The organism is Kribbella sp. NPDC023972 (assembly GCF_040639075.1).
In the GTDB taxonomy this organism is placed as follows: Bacteria; Actinomycetota; Actinomycetes; order Propionibacteriales; family Kribbellaceae; genus Kribbella.
Genome location: NZ_JBEZZH010000005.1, coordinates 324,582 through 338,429, shown reverse-complemented (window position 1 = coordinate 338,429; position 13,848 = coordinate 324,582). Strand labels below are relative to the sequence as shown.

Here is a 13,848-nt window from a genome sequence, read left to right as displayed (position 1 = left end):
GGGGTGTCCAGTGGCGGGTGGGATGCTTCGACTAGGGGGTGAGGCGGCCTGATCGGGGTCGCGTGGCGGGAGGTGTGTGGTGAAGTACATGATCATGATGGCCGGCGGGGTCGGGGAGAGCGTGCAGGGGCGGTCGCCGGAGTGGATCGACGGGTTGATGACGCTGATCATGGGGGTCGACCTGGAGTTGCGGGAGACCGGTGAACTGGTCGACTCGCAGAAGCTTGCCGACCCGGCGACCGCGAAGACGGTGCGGTTCGTCGACTCCAAGGCGATCCCGACAGATGGGCCCTTCGCCGAGATCAAGGAGTCGGTCGCGGGTTACTGGATCGTCGAGGGAACCGAGGAGCGAGCCCTGGAGATCGCGGCCAAGGTGGTCCAGTACACCGAGTACCCGATGGAGGTACGCCGCATCATGGACCAGCCCCCGGACCTGTGAGCCCTATGAGTCGGCCGTGTTGTCAAGGAGCTGCGGCCGTGGCGAGTCGGCCGGCCACGCGAGGAGCTGGCAGACCGTGTTGCCGACGGGTCGGGAGGCCGGCGAACCGGCGGTGCCGGTGAGGGGGTGTGGGGTTGGTGAGTGATCGTGGGGTTGAGGAGTTGTTGCGGGGGTTGGCGCCGGGGGTTCTGGCTGGGTTGGCTCGGCGGTATGGGCAGTTCGAGGCTTGTGAGGATGCGACTCAGGAGGCGCTGCTCGCGGCGTTGAGGCAATGGCCGGTGGAGGGGGTGCCGCGGCATCCGCGGGCGTGGTTGCTGACCGCGGCACGGCGTACGTTGATCGATGCCTGGCGCAACGAAGCGGCGCGGCGTGAGCGGGAGCGGCGCGTCGGGGCGACGCCGGATTCCTGGGTGAGCCGGGTCGCCGGGCCGGGTCCGGAGGAGGTGCCGGGCGATGACGACACGCTGGTCCTGCTCTTCCTGTGCTGCCATCCCGCGCTCGCTCCCGAGGCCCAGATCGCCTTGACCTTGCGGGCGGTCGGCGGCCTGACCACAGCGGAGATCGCCGGCGCGTTCCTGGTCCCTGAAGCGACCATGGCCAAGCGGATCACCAGAGCGAAGCGGACCATCGCCGCGTCCGGGCTGAGGTTCGAGCCACCGCCCGCGGATGAGCTCCCGGCCCGGCTGCAGGCGGTCATGGCCGTCCTCTACCTCGTGTTCAACGAGGGATACACCGCGACGTCCGGGCCGAGCCTGCACCGCGTCCACCTGTCCGCCGAGGCCATCCGGCTCGCCCGGCTGCTCCACCGGCTGCGGCCGGCCGATGGGGAGGTGGCCGGACTGCTGGCGCTGATGCTGCTCACCGATGCTCGCCGCCCAGCGCGGACCCGCCCGGACGGTTCGTTGGTGCTGCTGGAGGATCAGGACCGCTCGCGCTGGGATGCCACCTTGATCGGCGAAGGCCTGGAGCTGATCGCGAACACGCTCGGACGCTTCCCAGTCGGCGCGTACCAGGTCCAGGCCGCGATCGCCGCCGTACACGACGAAGCCCCGACGGCGGAGGCGACGGACTGGCCGCAGATCCTCGCCCTGTACGACACGCTGGATCGCATCGCTCCCGGCCCCACGGTCACCATGAGCCGCGCCGTCGCGATCGCGAGGGTCCACGGACCGCGCGCCGGCCTGGCCCTGCTCGGCACCCTCGACACCGACACTGCCGCCGTACGCTCACACCGTCTGCATGCCGTCCGCGGCCATCTCCTCGAACTGGCCGGCGACCGCGCCCAAGCCCGCGAGGCCTACCTGCGGGCCGCCCAACTCACCGCGAGCGTGCCCGAACAGCGCCACCTCCAACTCCGCTACGCCCAGCTCTCCGACCGCCGCTAGTCGCGGCTGGTGATCCAGCGCCGCCACGCCCCACTCACCGCCGCTGACGCTGACGACGCGGCCGGCCTCGCTAGCGGGGCTGGGGGAGTTTGGTGTTCCAGTGGTGGAGTTGCTCGGTGAGCCAGGGGACGAGGGGGTCGCCGATCGCGGTGTCGATGCCGAGGTAGCGGACGCCGACGGCGGCCAGGGTGAGCAGACCGAGGAAGAGGCCCAGGACGTTGAGCGCGCTGCCGGCGACATCCGCGCGGTGGGTGCTGACGAGGCCGATCAGGCCGGCGAGCACGGCCAGTACGGCGAACACCAGCGACACGCCGAACAGGATCGAGAACGTTGCCGTGAGCACCGCTCCGAGACCGCACATCAGCGCGGTCTCCGCCGCCGCGGACATCCGCGCCCGCGGCGCGGGCGACTCTTCCAGAAGGTCCTGCAGCACGTCGCCTCGAGGGCTGTCCCCGTACGTGGCCATACCTCAAGGCTAAGCCGCAAACACCCCGCCGACGATCAACCAATGATCACGAAAACAGCCCACTTCGGCGTACGCTCAACAGGAGGGGAGAAAACGATGGCAGTCGATGTCCTGACCGAGATCGTGATCGACCGGCCGGTGCACGTGGTGGCGGAGTACGTCGCGGATCCGTCCAACGCGCCGGAGTGGTACGCGAACATCGAGTCGGTGCAGTGGCAGACGGAGCCAGGGGTCGCGGTCGGTTCGCGGATGGACTTCGTTGCCCACTTCCTCGGCCGCCGGATCGCCTACACCTACGAGATCGTCGAGTTCGTTCCGGACGAGCGAATGGTGATGCGCACCGCGCAGGGCCCGTTCCCGATGGAGACCAGCTACCAGTGGTCCGCTCCGGACAATCGGTCCACCCACATGACCCTTCGCAACCGCGGCGAGCCGTCAGGCTTCGCCGGTGTCGCGGCGCCCCTGATGTCGGCGGCCATGCGCCGCGCCAACAACAAAGACCTCGCCCGCCTCAAATCGCTCCTCGAATCCCGCTGAAGGTTGTGGTGGAGGGCGCGGCTGCGGGTCAGGTCAGGTGCGGCGCGATCAGGTCCAGGAGTTGCTGATGGGTGGCGGGATCGGCGGCTGCGACCAGGCCGGGACCGGTGTGGAGAGGTTGGCCACGGAAGTCTGTGATGGTGCACCCCGCCGATTCGCACAGAAGTGTGCCGGCGGTGAAGTGAACGCTGTCGGTGAGCGTGCCGTTGGTGATGTAAGCGGCTCGGCGGCCGACCGCGACCCAGGCCAGCGTAAGAGTGCTGGACGAGACGCGCCCGGCGAACGCTGCACGGAACTTCTCGTCGGTCAGCAGTTGCGCGCCGAGGAAGTCGGACCCGGGCGGCGCGTCGATGTCGACGTCGACCAGCCGTGACCTGGCGGTTGGCGTGGCGGGGGAGTCGGCGCCGTTCAGGCGGACGTTGGCCGTCGTGCCGTCCGCCCAGAACACCTCTCCGGTCAAGGGCTGAGCAACGGCGGCGACACCTGCACCCGGCAGCGCGACGTTGACCGAGAACAGCGGTGTCTCGGCCGCGAAGTTGAGAGTCCCGCACAGCGGGTCCACCAACCAAGTACGTGCCGCCTCGCCGGTCGCGCCGTACTCCTCGCCGATCACCGCGTCGTCCGGCCGCGCGGCGCGGATCACCTCGAGGATCGCCCGCTCCGCTTCCAGGTCCGCCTCGGTCGCGAAGTCGGTCGGCGACTTGTCGTACCGGTTCAGGGCCCCGCCGTACTTCCGTCGTACGACGTCCGCCCCGGCCTCGGCCGCCTCGATCGCTACCTCGACATCACGTGGTTGGTCCATTCCGGCATCCAACAACAGGCCCGAAGCGGTTCGAACGCCGGGGCCCGTGGGCTCAGGCCGACGACTCTCTCGTCGGCTGAGGAAGTTCGTGGTGGGGACGCGACTGCCACAGGGCCCATTCGGCGCTGACGTCGCCGGCGGTGCGGAGGAGGAGTGGGAGGTGGTCGCGGAGGAGTTTCTCGGTGCTGGTCTCGGCGGCGTGGACGGTCACGTTCATGGCGGCCCGGACCGTCCCGGTGCCGTCGCGGACCGGCGCCGCCACCGAGCGGACGCCGGGCGCGAGCTCCTCGTCGGCCAAGGCCCAGCCCCGGGCCCGGATCTCGGTCAGCTCGTCGCGGAGCTGCTCCGCGGTCCGACCGATGTACGGCGGGAGCCCGGCGCGACTCGGCAGTGCGAGCGTCTCGGCCAGCTGGTCGGGGGAGAGGGCTGCGAGCAACACCTTGCCCTGTGAGGTTTGTGCGGCCGGGAAGCGCGTCCCGATGTCGACCCGCAAAGCGATGATCTTCGGCACCGAAACCCGGGCGACGTACACGATGTCGGAACCGTCGAGCTGCGCCATCGACGACGACTCGCCCGTGCGGGCCACCAGCGCCTTGAGATGCGGTTTCGCGATATCCCACAGCCCCAGGGCGCCGACGTACGCCATGCCGAGCGTCAGCACCTTCGGCGTCAGCTGGAAGGACCCATTGGTCGACCGGACGAACCCGAGCTCCTCCAGGGTCAGCAGCAGCCGGCGTGCGGTCGGACGGGCCAGCCCGGCCGCGGCTGCCACCTCGGACAGGGACATCGTGCGGTGATCCGCGTCGAAGCAGGCGAGCACGTCCAGCCCGCGAGCCAGTGACTCGACGAAATCAGGGCCCGCGCCGCGTCCTGCCATCAGTTCCTGCCTCCCGTGATACGACGTACGTCCGCAGCCTACTGAGGTCACGCGCCGAAGATCGTGCCGCGTGCCTCACGCGTCGAGTCGGACTTGTACTCGGTGTACTGGTACGGGTTGTCGAGCACCTCGTCCTTGGGCAGATCCGGGTTCATCCCACCCGCCCAGGCCTCGTCGCCCAGCGCCGAGCGGAGGTAGTCCACGGTCGCCTCGACGGCATGTCGTACGGCGGGAAGGTCGACGCCGACCAACTGGTTCGCGTACTTCACCACGCGGCCGTCGACGAGCACGGTGTGGACGTCGCCGCGCTGGGCCTGGAACGCCACGTGCCCGTAGGGGTTGATCAGCGGGAAGGACACCGGCGAGTTGTCGTTCTTGATCAGGACGACGTCCGCCTTCTTCCCGGGCTCGAGACTGCCGAGATCGTCACGGCCTATCGCGTGAGCGCCGCCCCGGGTGGCCCAGTCGACGACATGCTCGGCGCGCAGGTGGCTGTGCGTCACGGTGTCGCCCTTCAGGTGGGCCTCGAGGTGCTCGCGGGCCCGGTCGGCGCCGAGCGTCGTACGCATCGCGGTGAACAGGTCGCCGCTCCACCAGACGCTGGTATCCATCGACAGCGACACCGGGATGCCGTACTTGCGGACCTGCCAGGTGGGCGGATAGCCCTGGCCGGCGCTCTGCTCGGACTCGGTGGAAACGGAGATCGAGCCGCCGGTCGCGGCGATCCGCTGGTAGGAGTCCTCGGTCAGCGTCGCCGCGTGCACGTAGATGTTCTGCGGCGTCATGAAGCCGTTCTCGTGCATCAGCCGGATGCCGTCGTCGTTGGTGGCACCCCACACACCGGCATGCGTGGTCACACCGAGGCCGAGGTCGCGAGCGACTTCGAAGGCGGCTCGCTCGGGGAAGGAAGGATCGCCGGTGACATCGAAGGCCAGTTGAAGACCCAGGCCGCCGTCGTCGCGGAGCCGCTCCAGGAACGCGCGGACGGCCGGATCCGCGGTCCACTCCCAGGGCCCGGCCTGAATGTTGCCGTAGGCAAGGACGAACCGCCCGGGGACGGACCGGAGCGCGTCCACCGCGGCTTCGGCGTGGTCGACGGACCGCAACCCGTGCGACCAGTCCACCGTGGTGGTGACCCCGGCCTCGAGCGACTCCCAGGCCGAGGTCAGGTTGCCGGCGTGGATGTCCTCGGGGCGGAAGGTCTTGCCGTGCTCGAGGTAGTACCAGACGAAGTACTGCGTCAGCGTCCAGTCGGCGCCGTACGCGCGCATCGCGGTTTGCCACATGTGCCGGTGCGTGTCGATCATCCCCGGCATCACGATCCCGCCGCGAGCGTCGATCTCCTGCGTGCCCTCGGGTACGTCGACCGACGTGCCGACGGCCTCGATCCGGTCGTCGACCACCAGTACGTCGCCTTCGGTCAGCACCGTGTGGTTGTCGTCCATGGTCAGCACGGTCCCGCCGCGCAGCAGCACCGGCCGTCCCGCCACCGGCGTCTCGGCAGTGGTCATGATCCCCTCCAGAGTCGCGCCGGACATACGTCCGTATCCCGGTCACCTCGGCGATAGCGCCACTATCCGAGCGCTCGTGGGCAGTGTCAAGGGGTCGCCATCGGCTGCTTGACAGCGGCAGCACGCACTCCCAAACTGAGGCGACAAAGCGTTTGCGGACAACTGTCCGAAGGAGGTTGTCACGGTGCCCGATGCGCGAGGTCCGCTGGCGGGGTTGCTGGTCGCCGACTTCTCCCGGATCCTGGCCGGCCCGTATGCGACCATGCTGCTGGCCGACCTCGGCGCCGAGGTGGTCAAGGTCGAGGCACCCGGCGGCGACGACACCCGGTCGTGGCAGCCGCCGGTCCGCGACGGCGTCTCGACGTACTACCTCGCGGTGAACCGGAACAAGCGGTCGATCGCCCTCGACCTGAAGGACCCGCAGGATCTGGCCGCTGCTCAGGCGCTGGCCCGGCGGGCCGACGTACTGCTGGAGAACTTCAAGCCGGGCGGGCTGGCGCGGTTCGGGCTCGACTACGACTCGGTCGCGGCCGCGAACCCGCGCGTCGTCTACGCCTCGATCAGCGGGTTCGGCAGCGGGCCGAAGGGGGCGGTGCTGCCGGGGTACGACCTGATCGTCCAAGCGATCTCGGGGCTGATGAGTCTCACCGGTGACCGGGAGGGCGAACCGTTCCGGGCCGGCATCTCGGTGTTCGACGTGATGGCCGGGCTGCACGCGACGATCGGCGTACTGTCCGCGCTGAACGCCCGGCACGAGACCGGCCGGGGCCAGCATGTCGAGGTCAACCTGCTGTCATCAGCGCTGTCCGGGCTGGTGAACCAGTCGAGCGCGTACGTCGCGGGCGGCGTCGTACCACTGCGGATGGGCAACAGCCATCCCAGCTTGTTCCCGTACGAGCCGCTGCCGTGCTCCGACGGCGAGCTGATCATCACGGCTGGGAACAACGGACAGTTCCGCCGGTTGACCGAGGTCCTCGGTGTACCGGAGCTGGCCGATGACCCGCGGTTCGACCAGAACGAGAAGCGGACGGCGAACCGGGCGGAGCTGCGGCCCCTGCTGGTCGATCGGTTGCGGACCCGGACGCGGATGGAATGGTTCCGCGACATCATCGCCGCGGGCGTCCCGTGCGGGCCGATCAACACCATCGACGCCGGTGTCTCCTTCGCCGAGGACATCGGGCTCGATCCGGTCGTGACCATCGGAGACATCCCGACCGTGCGGAACCCGATCACCTTCTCCGAAACGCAGCCTTCGTATCGCCTGCCACCACCGGAGCTGGACGAACACGGCGCCGAACTCCGCCGCTGGCTCACAAACGAGGAGCGTTCGGCATGACGACTTTTCCGACCTCATTGGGTACGTCGACCGCCGACGAGATCCGCCTGCTCGGCAAGGACCTCACGGCCGACCTGATGGGCAAGGTCGGATTCGGTGAACTCGCCTTCTGGCTGGTGGCTCTGCGCCGGCCGACGCCGTCCGAGACCCGGCTCTTCGAAGCGGTCCTGGTCGCGCTGGCCGACCACGGCTTCACGCCGACGGCGATCGCGGCGCGGCTGACCTATCTGTCCGCGCCGGACTCTCTGCAGGGCGCGCTCGCCGCCGGTCTGCTCGGCGGTGGTTCCCGCTTTCTCGGGGTCACAGAGGACTGCGGGATGTATCTGCACGAGGCACTGCTCGAACATGAGTTGCCCGCCGACGACGAGGGCTGGGACGCGCTTGCGCTCGAGGTGGTCACCGAGACCCGTGCGGCCGGCAAGTACGTGCCCGGCCTCGGGCATCCGGTGCACAAGGTGCGGGACCCGCGGACGCCCGTGCTGATCGGCATCGCCGCGGCAGAAGGATTGCTCGGGCCACACCTGCAGTTGTTCGAAGCCATCGGGCGGGTACACGAGCGGGTCCTCGGCCGGAAGCTCCCGCTGAACGGCGCCGGAGTCTGCGGCGCGGCCCTCGCCGACCTCGGGCTGCCGGTCGAGCTGTTGCGGGGATTCGCCTTACTGGCAAGGGCTGCCGGGCTGCTCGGCCAACTGGCTGAGGAGCGCCGCCGACCGATCGGCATGGATGCCTACCTCACTGTCGACCGCAACGCGGTGTACGTCGACCCGACCGAATAGAGGAGCAGCACATGGCCACAGTCGTCGCGGTCATCGCCTCCACGCACCATCCGTTCTACTACCGCGCGAGTACGTCGACCGGCGCCGACCGGCCGCCGTTCACCGACGAGTGGGTGGCCAAGATCGAGGCCTTCCGGGAGACCCTCACCAAGGCCCGACCGGACATCCTGGTGATGGTCGGCAGTGACCACTTCCACCAGCTCTGGCTGGACAACATGCCCCAGTTCCTGGTCGGCAAAGCGCCGTACTTCGACGCGAACTGGTACAACGAGGAGCGCGAGTTCGGGCTGCCGCGGTTCACGCTGCCGGGGGAGGAGCGGCTGGCCGCGCACATCCTGCGGAACGGGCTGGACGCGGGGTTCGATCTTGCCTTCAGCAACGAACTGCGGATCGATCACAGCATCACCTGCCCGATCATCACGCTCCGGCCGGAGGCGGACCTGCCGATCGTGCCGATCTACACCAACATCTTCGCGCCACCGCTGCCGCGACCGAAGCGGTTCGTCGAGCTGGGCCGGACGATCCGGCAGCTGGTCGAGTCCTGGCCGGACGACCAGCGGGTGGCGATCATCGGCACCGGGCATCTGTCCCTCGAACTCGGCGGGCCGCGGCAGTTCGGTGCCCACGGCCCCGATCCGGAGTTCGACCGGAGGGCGATCGACTGGATCGCCGGCGGCGACATCGACGGCTGCCTGGCCGAGGTGACCCTGGACAGCCTGCACCTGCCCGGCAACGCGACCCACGGGTTCATGGACTTCATGCTGATGATGGGTGTGGCCGGCGCCGGCGCGAAGGCCGACCACGTCGACTCGCTCGACCTGTTCCACACCATGGAGGCGTACTTCACCTGGTATCCGAACGGAGTACCGGCATGAGCAAGTACTTGTTGGACAAGTTCCTCTTCACCGTCGATCGCGATCCTGAACTGGTCGAGCGGTACCGCGAGGACCCCGCGGGAACGGTGGCGTGGTGGGAAGCGGAGCTGGCCAATCAGATCCTCAACTGCACACCCGGTGAGAAGTCCACCTGGCTCGCGTTCACCGACGAGGAACGGCGGGTGCTGGTCGAGCAGGACCATGTGGCGCTGTTCCGGCTGGGGGCGCATCCGTTCCTCACGTTGACGTTGTTCATCGCGATGTTCGAGCGCGACCACGGGCCGCTGGAGTACCAGAAGGCCTACGGCAAGGCGCTGCAGCACTTCTCCCTGCCCTATCCGGATATCGCCACTTAGGAGATCGCGTGCGAGCAGCCGTCCTGCGCGTCCATGGTGAAGCGCCGTCCCACGGTGAGCACCCGGACCCCGTCCCGTCGGAGGGACAGTCGGTCGTCCGCGTGACCGCGGCACCCGTCGTTCCGCTGGATCTGTTGTGTGCTTCTGGTACGTCGTACTTCGGCCCGCCCGAGGTCCCGTACGTACCAGGGGTGCAAGGGGTCGGCGTGGTCGAGCGGTCGGCAGTCGTTGCTCCCGGCACCAAGGTGTTCTTCGCGACCTCGGCCGGTATGTCGCCGGGTGATGGGAGCTTCGCCGAGCTGTGCGCCGTACCCGATCAGGATCTCGTTGTTCTCGAGACGCCGGTGCCCGACACCGAGGTGGCTGCCCTCGGGTTGTCCGGGGTTGCTGCGTGGATGGTGCTGACCTGGCGGGCACAGTTGCAGCCGGGTGAGCGGGTGCTCGTGCTGGGCGGCGGTGGAGCCGTCGGTCAGGCCGCCATCGGTACGGCGCGAGTCCTCAAGGCCTCCCGAGTCGTCGCCGTTTGCCGCTCTGAAGCTGCTCGGCAGCGGGCGCTGGCAGCTGGTGCGGATGAAGTGGTCAGCCTGGCCTCCGACGACCTCGAGGGGGCGCTCACCGACGCGACCGGCGGTGCCGTCGACGTCGTCGTGGATCCCGTCTTCGGGGCGGTGGCGACCGCGGCCGCGCGACTCCTGGCGCCCGGTGGTCGCTTGGTGAACCTGGGCGGCGCGGCCGGCGACGAGGCGACGTTCTCCTCGGCGATCCTGCGCAGCCGCACCGCCGGCATCCTCGGCTACACCAACAACGCCCTCACCCCAAACCAACGCCGTGACGCCCTCACCGCCGTTCTCCAGCACGCGGCGGCAGGCGCCATCGCGGTTGCCCACGAAACAGCTCCCTTACCCGACGTCACCACCGCGTGGCACCGCCAATCCAGCGGTCAGACCTTGGGCCGTCTCGTCCTGACCCCCTAGGCCACCTGACCACGCCGTCGGAAATGTCTTGGCAAGCGTTTGCTGGCACACTTCAGAGTCATGCGTGAGCCTGTGGTGGTCAATGACAACGGTGCGTGGTGCTGGTTTCAGGACGAGCGGGCGGTGGTGGACCCGGAGAGCCAGACGTTAGTGGTCGGGTCGATCGCGGCGCCGGAGGGTCCTGGCGGTGACGACCGGGCCGGGAACGTCGAGCTGACCGTTGTCGATCTGCGGTCAGGTTCGAGTGAGGTCGTCGTACTGCATGAGCGGCTCGAGGCGGACGATCATGACGTGCCGGCGTTGTGGCGGCGGGCGGATGGGCGATGGCTTGCCGTCTACACGAAGCACAAAACGGACGACCTGACTCGGTGGCGAGTGAGTGAGCCCGGGGATCCGCGGACGTGGGGGCCGGAGCGGACCTTCGACTGGAGTGAGTTCACCGGCGGGCGCGGGGTGACCTACTCGAACCTGCACGTGCTCGACGGGCGGCTGTACTGCTTCGCTCGTGCGGTCAACGACGATCAGTGCGCGCTCGTGTCCGACGATGACGGTGACACCTGGACGTACGCCGGCAAGCTGTTCACCCGGCCGAAGGTGGGCTACGTCAACGGCTACACGCGGTACGTCTCGACGCCGACACGGATCGACCTGGTCACGACCGATCACCATCCGCGCGACTACAACAACTCGATCTACCACGGCTATCTCGAGGCCGGCGCGTTGCACCGGACCGACGGGACGGTAGTGGATCCGGTCGCGCTGAAAGGTGATGCGCCGTCGCAGGCCGAGTTGACCACGGTGCTCGAAGCCGGGTCGCTGTGGGACGGCGAGCCGATGACGCACTGCTGGACGGTCGACATCCGGCGCGCCGCCGACGGGACGCTCGCCGCCATTCTGCTCGCTCGCCAGGACACCCTCGACAATCCTGCCGATGCTTTCGAGCGGCTGCACGAAGTACGGGATCACCGTTTCTTCTACGCGCGGCTGGCCCCGGGTGGGGAGTGGCAGGTGCAGCAACTGGCCAAGGCCGGTCCGGGCCTGCTGCCGCACGAGAACGACTACACCGGGCTGGTCGCGATCGATCCGTACGACCTGGCCTCCCTGTACGTCTCGACCCCGGTCGACCCGCGTGACGGCGCCGAGTTGCCGCATCACGAGATCTTCCATGCCCGCCTCACCGACGCCGGTACGACGTGGACGCCGGTCACGGAGAACTCCGACGTCGACAACCTGCGCCCGATCGTCGCGCCCGGCGACCCGGCGCGAGTCCCGCTGCTGTGGTTCCGCGGGGTGATGACGGCGTCCCAGCACTACAACTGCGAGGTCGTCCTCCTTGACCAACCGCGAGACTGAAGTCAGCTGGTGGCGGGAGCTCTGGCTCCCGCTGCTGGCCTCGGTGGTCTGCCTCGTCGCTGGTGTGGCGGCCTGGCCGCTGACCGGCGAGTGGCGCTGGGCCGTCACCGCCGTCATCGCTGCCCTGACCGCGGCTCCGCTGATCGTCGCGCTGTTCCTGATCTTCACCGAGGAGTACGACGCGTTCGCAGGCTGCATCTGGTTGGTGATGCTGGTAACCCTGCTGGCTGTCCCGGCCGGGCTGCATGTCTGGTTGTGGACCGGCAACGGGGTGTGGGGATTCGTCGCGCTGGCCGGCCCGTTCGCCGCGATCTTCGTCGCCGTCACCGCGGCGATTGTCGAGTCCGACGCCGACCGGTGAGGGTCAGACCTTGCGTCTGAGGGCGATGACCGAGATCGGGGCGAAGACGACCATGATGGCGCCGGCCCAGAGCAGGGTCCAGGCGACCGGCTCGGCGACCGGGCCGCCGACCAGGAGCCCGCGGGCGGCGTCGGACAGGATGGTCACCGGGTTCGCCTCGACGACCGGCTGCAGCCAGCCCGGCATGGTCTCGGTGGGGACGAAGACGTTGCTGACGAAGGTCACCGGGAACAGCACCGTGAACCCGAAGAGCTGAACCTGTTCCGGATCACGGGCGATCACACCGACCAGCACCGAGACCCACGAGAACGCCAGCGCGAAAACCAGCACCAGACCGACCATGGCGAGCAGGTTCAGCACGGAGGTCTCCACCCGGAACCCCATCAGATACCCGACGGCGAGCAGCAGGAACACCGACCACGCGTGCTTGACCAGGTCCGCCGCGATCCGCCCGGCCAGCGGTGCCCAGCGGGCGATCGGCAACGACCGCAACCGGTCGAAGACGCCCTTGGTCAGATCGGTGTTCAGCCCGGTGCCGACGTACATCGTCACGAAGAACATGTTCATCACGATGATGCCGGGCAGGGTGAGCCGCAGGTACTCGCCGGTGCTGCCGGAGATCGCGCCGCCGAAGATGTAGGTGAACAGGACGACGAACAGGATCGGCTGGAAGCTGTAGTCGCCGAGCTCCCATGGGTTGTGCCTGATCTGCACGATCGTCCGCCATGCCAACGTGGCTGTCTGCTGCAGGCCCTGCAGAGGACCGACCCTCGCGTTCATGCCCGGACCCTTTCGGCCGTCTCGTCAGATTCTTCCTCGACCGCATGCCCGGTGAGCGACAGGAACACCTCGTTCAGGCTCGCGCCGCGCAAGGTGAGGGTGCTGATCACGACGCCGGCGTCGTCCAGCCGCCGTACGACGGCCGGCAGGACGGCCGGGTCCGTGACGGGGGCGGTCACCAGTTCGCGGTCGACCTCGGGCTCGGCCTTCGTCAGTTCTCCGACGACCGACACGACGGTGGGCAGGTCCGACGGGTCGACCGGTCGTACGGCGAGGGACTGTGCCCCGGCCTTCGCCTTCAGTTCGTCCGGCGTACCGGTGGCGATCAGCTTGCCGTGGTCGATGACGGCGATGTTGTCGGCCAGCGCGTCGGCCTCGTCGAGGTACTGGGTGGTCAGCAGGACCGTGGATCCCGCGCGCACCAGGTCGCGGACGATGTTCCAGAGGTCCAGCCGGGCACGCGGGTCGAGTCCGGTCGTCGGTTCGTCGAGGAACAGGATGCGCGGCCGCCCGACCAGGCTCGCGGCTAGGTCGAGCCGGCGCCGCATGCCGCCCGAGTACGTCTTGGTGGCGCGGTCCGCGGCCTCGGCGAGCCCGAATTCCTGCAGCAGTTCGGCGGCGCGCCGGCGTGCCTCGCGACGGGACTGGCCGAGCAGTCGTCCGATCAGCAACAGGTTCTCGGTTCCGGTCAGGTTCTCGTCGACGGCGGCGTACTGTCCGGTGAGTCCGATCAGCTGCCGGACCTGGTGCGCCTCCCGCTGTACGTCGTACCCGCCGACCGTGGCCCAGCCCCCGTCCGCCCGCAGCAGGGTCGCCAGCGCGCGGACCGCGGTGGTCTTGCCCGCACCGTTCGGGCCGAGTAGGCCGAGGACGGTCCCGGTCGGTACCGCCAGATCGACTCCGGCCAGGGCCTCCGTGTCGCCGAACCGCTTGGTTAGTCCTTCCGCCCAGATCGAGTGGTCCATCCCGTGCCCCTCCGAAGCTCGGTTTGACCTCCCAGTCGACTACTCGATCATCGTC

Annotated in this window: 16 protein-coding genes; 10 read left to right on the top strand and 6 right to left on the bottom strand. The window is 68.8% G+C overall.

From position 1 onward, the window contains the following. Nucleotides 1-79 precede the first annotated feature (79 nt). Both AB0F43_RS22265 and AB0F43_RS22260 read left to right on the top strand, forming a co-directional pair. Complete coding sequence (locus AB0F43_RS22265) at nt 80-439, top strand: YciI family protein (RefSeq protein WP_360479807.1); 360 nt, start codon at nt 80-82, stop codon at nt 437-439. Nucleotides 440-576: 137 nt separating this feature from the next. Continuing rightward, nucleotides 577-1,824, top strand: coding sequence for a DUF6596 domain-containing protein (locus AB0F43_RS22260; protein WP_360479804.1), 1,248 nt, complete (start codon nt 577-579; stop codon nt 1,822-1,824). Between the two features lie 70 nt (nt 1,825-1,894). On the opposite strand, the gene AB0F43_RS22255 is transcribed toward AB0F43_RS22260, so the two are convergent. Continuing rightward, the gene (locus AB0F43_RS22255) at nt 1,895-2,290 is read right to left on the bottom strand and encodes a hypothetical protein (RefSeq protein WP_360479801.1); all 396 of its coding nucleotides are present in this window, start codon (nt 2,288-2,290) and stop codon (nt 1,895-1,897) included. A 96-nt stretch (nt 2,291-2,386) separates the two neighbouring features. Here AB0F43_RS22255 and AB0F43_RS22250 point away from each other — a divergent pair, with 96 nt between their 5' ends. Then, a complete protein-coding gene (locus AB0F43_RS22250) occupies nt 2,387-2,827 on the top strand; it encodes an SRPBCC family protein (RefSeq protein WP_360479798.1) in 441 nt (146 codons plus the stop codon). 28 nt (nt 2,828-2,855) lie between these two features. Here AB0F43_RS22250 and AB0F43_RS22245 read toward each other — a convergent pair whose 3' ends face one another. From AB0F43_RS22245 to AB0F43_RS22235, 3 genes are read right to left on the bottom strand one after another with little or no spacing between them, the layout of a single operon-like run. Further along, nucleotides 2,856-3,629, bottom strand: a complete 774-nt coding sequence (locus AB0F43_RS22245) for an inositol monophosphatase family protein (RefSeq protein WP_360479796.1) — start codon at nt 3,627-3,629, stop codon at nt 2,856-2,858. A 52-nt stretch (nt 3,630-3,681) separates the two neighbouring features. Continuing rightward, nucleotides 3,682-4,506, bottom strand: a complete 825-nt coding sequence (locus AB0F43_RS22240) for an IclR family transcriptional regulator C-terminal domain-containing protein (RefSeq protein WP_360479793.1) — start codon at nt 4,504-4,506, stop codon at nt 3,682-3,684. Between the two features lie 47 nt (nt 4,507-4,553). Further along, nucleotides 4,554-6,017: an amidohydrolase family protein gene (locus AB0F43_RS22235; RefSeq protein WP_360479790.1), complete on the bottom strand. Its 1,464-nt coding sequence runs from the start codon at nt 6,015-6,017 to the stop codon at nt 4,554-4,556. 184 nt (nt 6,018-6,201) lie between these two features. Between AB0F43_RS22235 and AB0F43_RS22230 the strand changes: the two genes are divergently transcribed. Genes AB0F43_RS22230 through AB0F43_RS22200 form a run of 7 tightly spaced genes read left to right on the top strand, consistent with a single transcriptional unit; the run spans nt 6,202 to nt 12,048 of the window. Continuing rightward, entirely contained in the window at nt 6,202-7,353 is a 1,152-nt protein-coding gene (locus AB0F43_RS22230) for a CaiB/BaiF CoA-transferase family protein (RefSeq protein WP_360479787.1), read from the top strand. Next, nucleotides 7,350-8,129 carry a citryl-CoA lyase gene (locus tag AB0F43_RS22225; protein WP_360479785.1) on the top strand — a complete coding sequence of 260 codons (780 nt, stop codon included), beginning with the start codon at nt 7,350-7,352 and terminating at the stop codon, nt 8,127-8,129. The genes AB0F43_RS22230 and AB0F43_RS22225 overlap by 4 nt, the downstream gene beginning before the upstream one ends. A gap of 11 nt (nt 8,130-8,140) precedes the next feature. Then, on the top strand, nt 8,141-9,004 hold the full coding sequence (locus AB0F43_RS22220) for a hypothetical protein (protein WP_360479783.1): 864 nt from the start codon (nt 8,141-8,143) through the stop codon (nt 9,002-9,004). Further along, nucleotides 9,001-9,360, top strand: a complete 360-nt coding sequence (locus tag AB0F43_RS22215; RefSeq protein ID WP_360479780.1) for a hypothetical protein — start codon at nt 9,001-9,003, stop codon at nt 9,358-9,360. Before AB0F43_RS22220 ends, AB0F43_RS22215 begins: the two co-directional genes overlap by 4 nt. An 8-nt stretch (nt 9,361-9,368) precedes the next feature. Beyond that, nucleotides 9,369-10,334: a zinc-binding alcohol dehydrogenase family protein gene (locus tag AB0F43_RS22210; RefSeq protein WP_360479777.1), complete on the top strand. Its 966-nt coding sequence runs from the start codon at nt 9,369-9,371 to the stop codon at nt 10,332-10,334. 60 nt (nt 10,335-10,394) lie between these two features. Further along, nucleotides 10,395-11,687: a BNR-4 repeat-containing protein gene (locus tag AB0F43_RS22205; RefSeq protein WP_360479774.1), complete on the top strand. Its 1,293-nt coding sequence runs from the start codon at nt 10,395-10,397 to the stop codon at nt 11,685-11,687. Continuing rightward, entirely contained in the window at nt 11,668-12,048 is a 381-nt protein-coding gene (locus AB0F43_RS22200) for a hypothetical protein (protein ID WP_360479771.1), read from the top strand. The genes AB0F43_RS22205 and AB0F43_RS22200 overlap by 20 nt, the downstream gene beginning before the upstream one ends. Nucleotides 12,049-12,051: 3 nt before the next feature. Here AB0F43_RS22200 and AB0F43_RS22195 read toward each other — a convergent pair whose 3' ends face one another. Both AB0F43_RS22195 and AB0F43_RS22190 read right to left on the bottom strand, forming a co-directional pair. Beyond that, nucleotides 12,052-12,828 carry an ABC transporter permease gene (locus tag AB0F43_RS22195; RefSeq protein WP_360479768.1) on the bottom strand — a complete coding sequence of 259 codons (777 nt, stop codon included), beginning with the start codon at nt 12,826-12,828 and terminating at the stop codon, nt 12,052-12,054. Next, nucleotides 12,825-13,793, bottom strand: a complete 969-nt coding sequence (locus AB0F43_RS22190) for an ATP-binding cassette domain-containing protein (RefSeq protein ID WP_360479765.1) — start codon at nt 13,791-13,793, stop codon at nt 12,825-12,827. Before AB0F43_RS22190 ends, AB0F43_RS22195 begins: the two co-directional genes overlap by 4 nt. Between the last annotated feature and the right edge of the window lie 55 nt (nt 13,794-13,848).

Bases quoted from the DNA above. Each gene is read 5' to 3' on its own strand.
- AB0F43_RS22205 (WP_360479774.1), top strand. From the start codon at position 10,395: ATGCGTGAGCCTGTGGTGGTCAATGACAACGGTGCGTGGTGCTGGTTT.
- AB0F43_RS22190 (WP_360479765.1), bottom strand. From the start codon at position 13,793: ATGGACCACTCGATCTGGGCGGAAGGACTAACCAAGCGGTTCGGCGAC.
- AB0F43_RS22245 (WP_360479796.1), bottom strand. From the start codon at position 3,629: ATGGACCAACCACGTGATGTCGAGGTAGCGATCGAGGCGGCCGAGGCC.
- AB0F43_RS22240 (WP_360479793.1), bottom strand. From the start codon at position 4,506: ATGGCAGGACGCGGCGCGGGCCCTGATTTCGTCGAGTCACTGGCTCGC.
- AB0F43_RS22225 (WP_360479785.1), top strand. From the start codon at position 7,350: ATGACGACTTTTCCGACCTCATTGGGTACGTCGACCGCCGACGAGATC.
- AB0F43_RS22250 (WP_360479798.1), top strand. From the start codon at position 2,387: ATGGCAGTCGATGTCCTGACCGAGATCGTGATCGACCGGCCGGTGCAC.
- AB0F43_RS22255 (WP_360479801.1), bottom strand. From the start codon at position 2,290: ATGGCCACGTACGGGGACAGCCCTCGAGGCGACGTGCTGCAGGACCTT.
- AB0F43_RS22220 (WP_360479783.1), top strand. From the start codon at position 8,141: ATGGCCACAGTCGTCGCGGTCATCGCCTCCACGCACCATCCGTTCTAC.
- AB0F43_RS22235 (WP_360479790.1), bottom strand. From the start codon at position 6,017: ATGACCACTGCCGAGACGCCGGTGGCGGGACGGCCGGTGCTGCTGCGC.
- AB0F43_RS22195 (WP_360479768.1), bottom strand. From the start codon at position 12,828: ATGAACGCGAGGGTCGGTCCTCTGCAGGGCCTGCAGCAGACAGCCACG.
- AB0F43_RS22215 (WP_360479780.1), top strand. From the start codon at position 9,001: ATGAGCAAGTACTTGTTGGACAAGTTCCTCTTCACCGTCGATCGCGAT.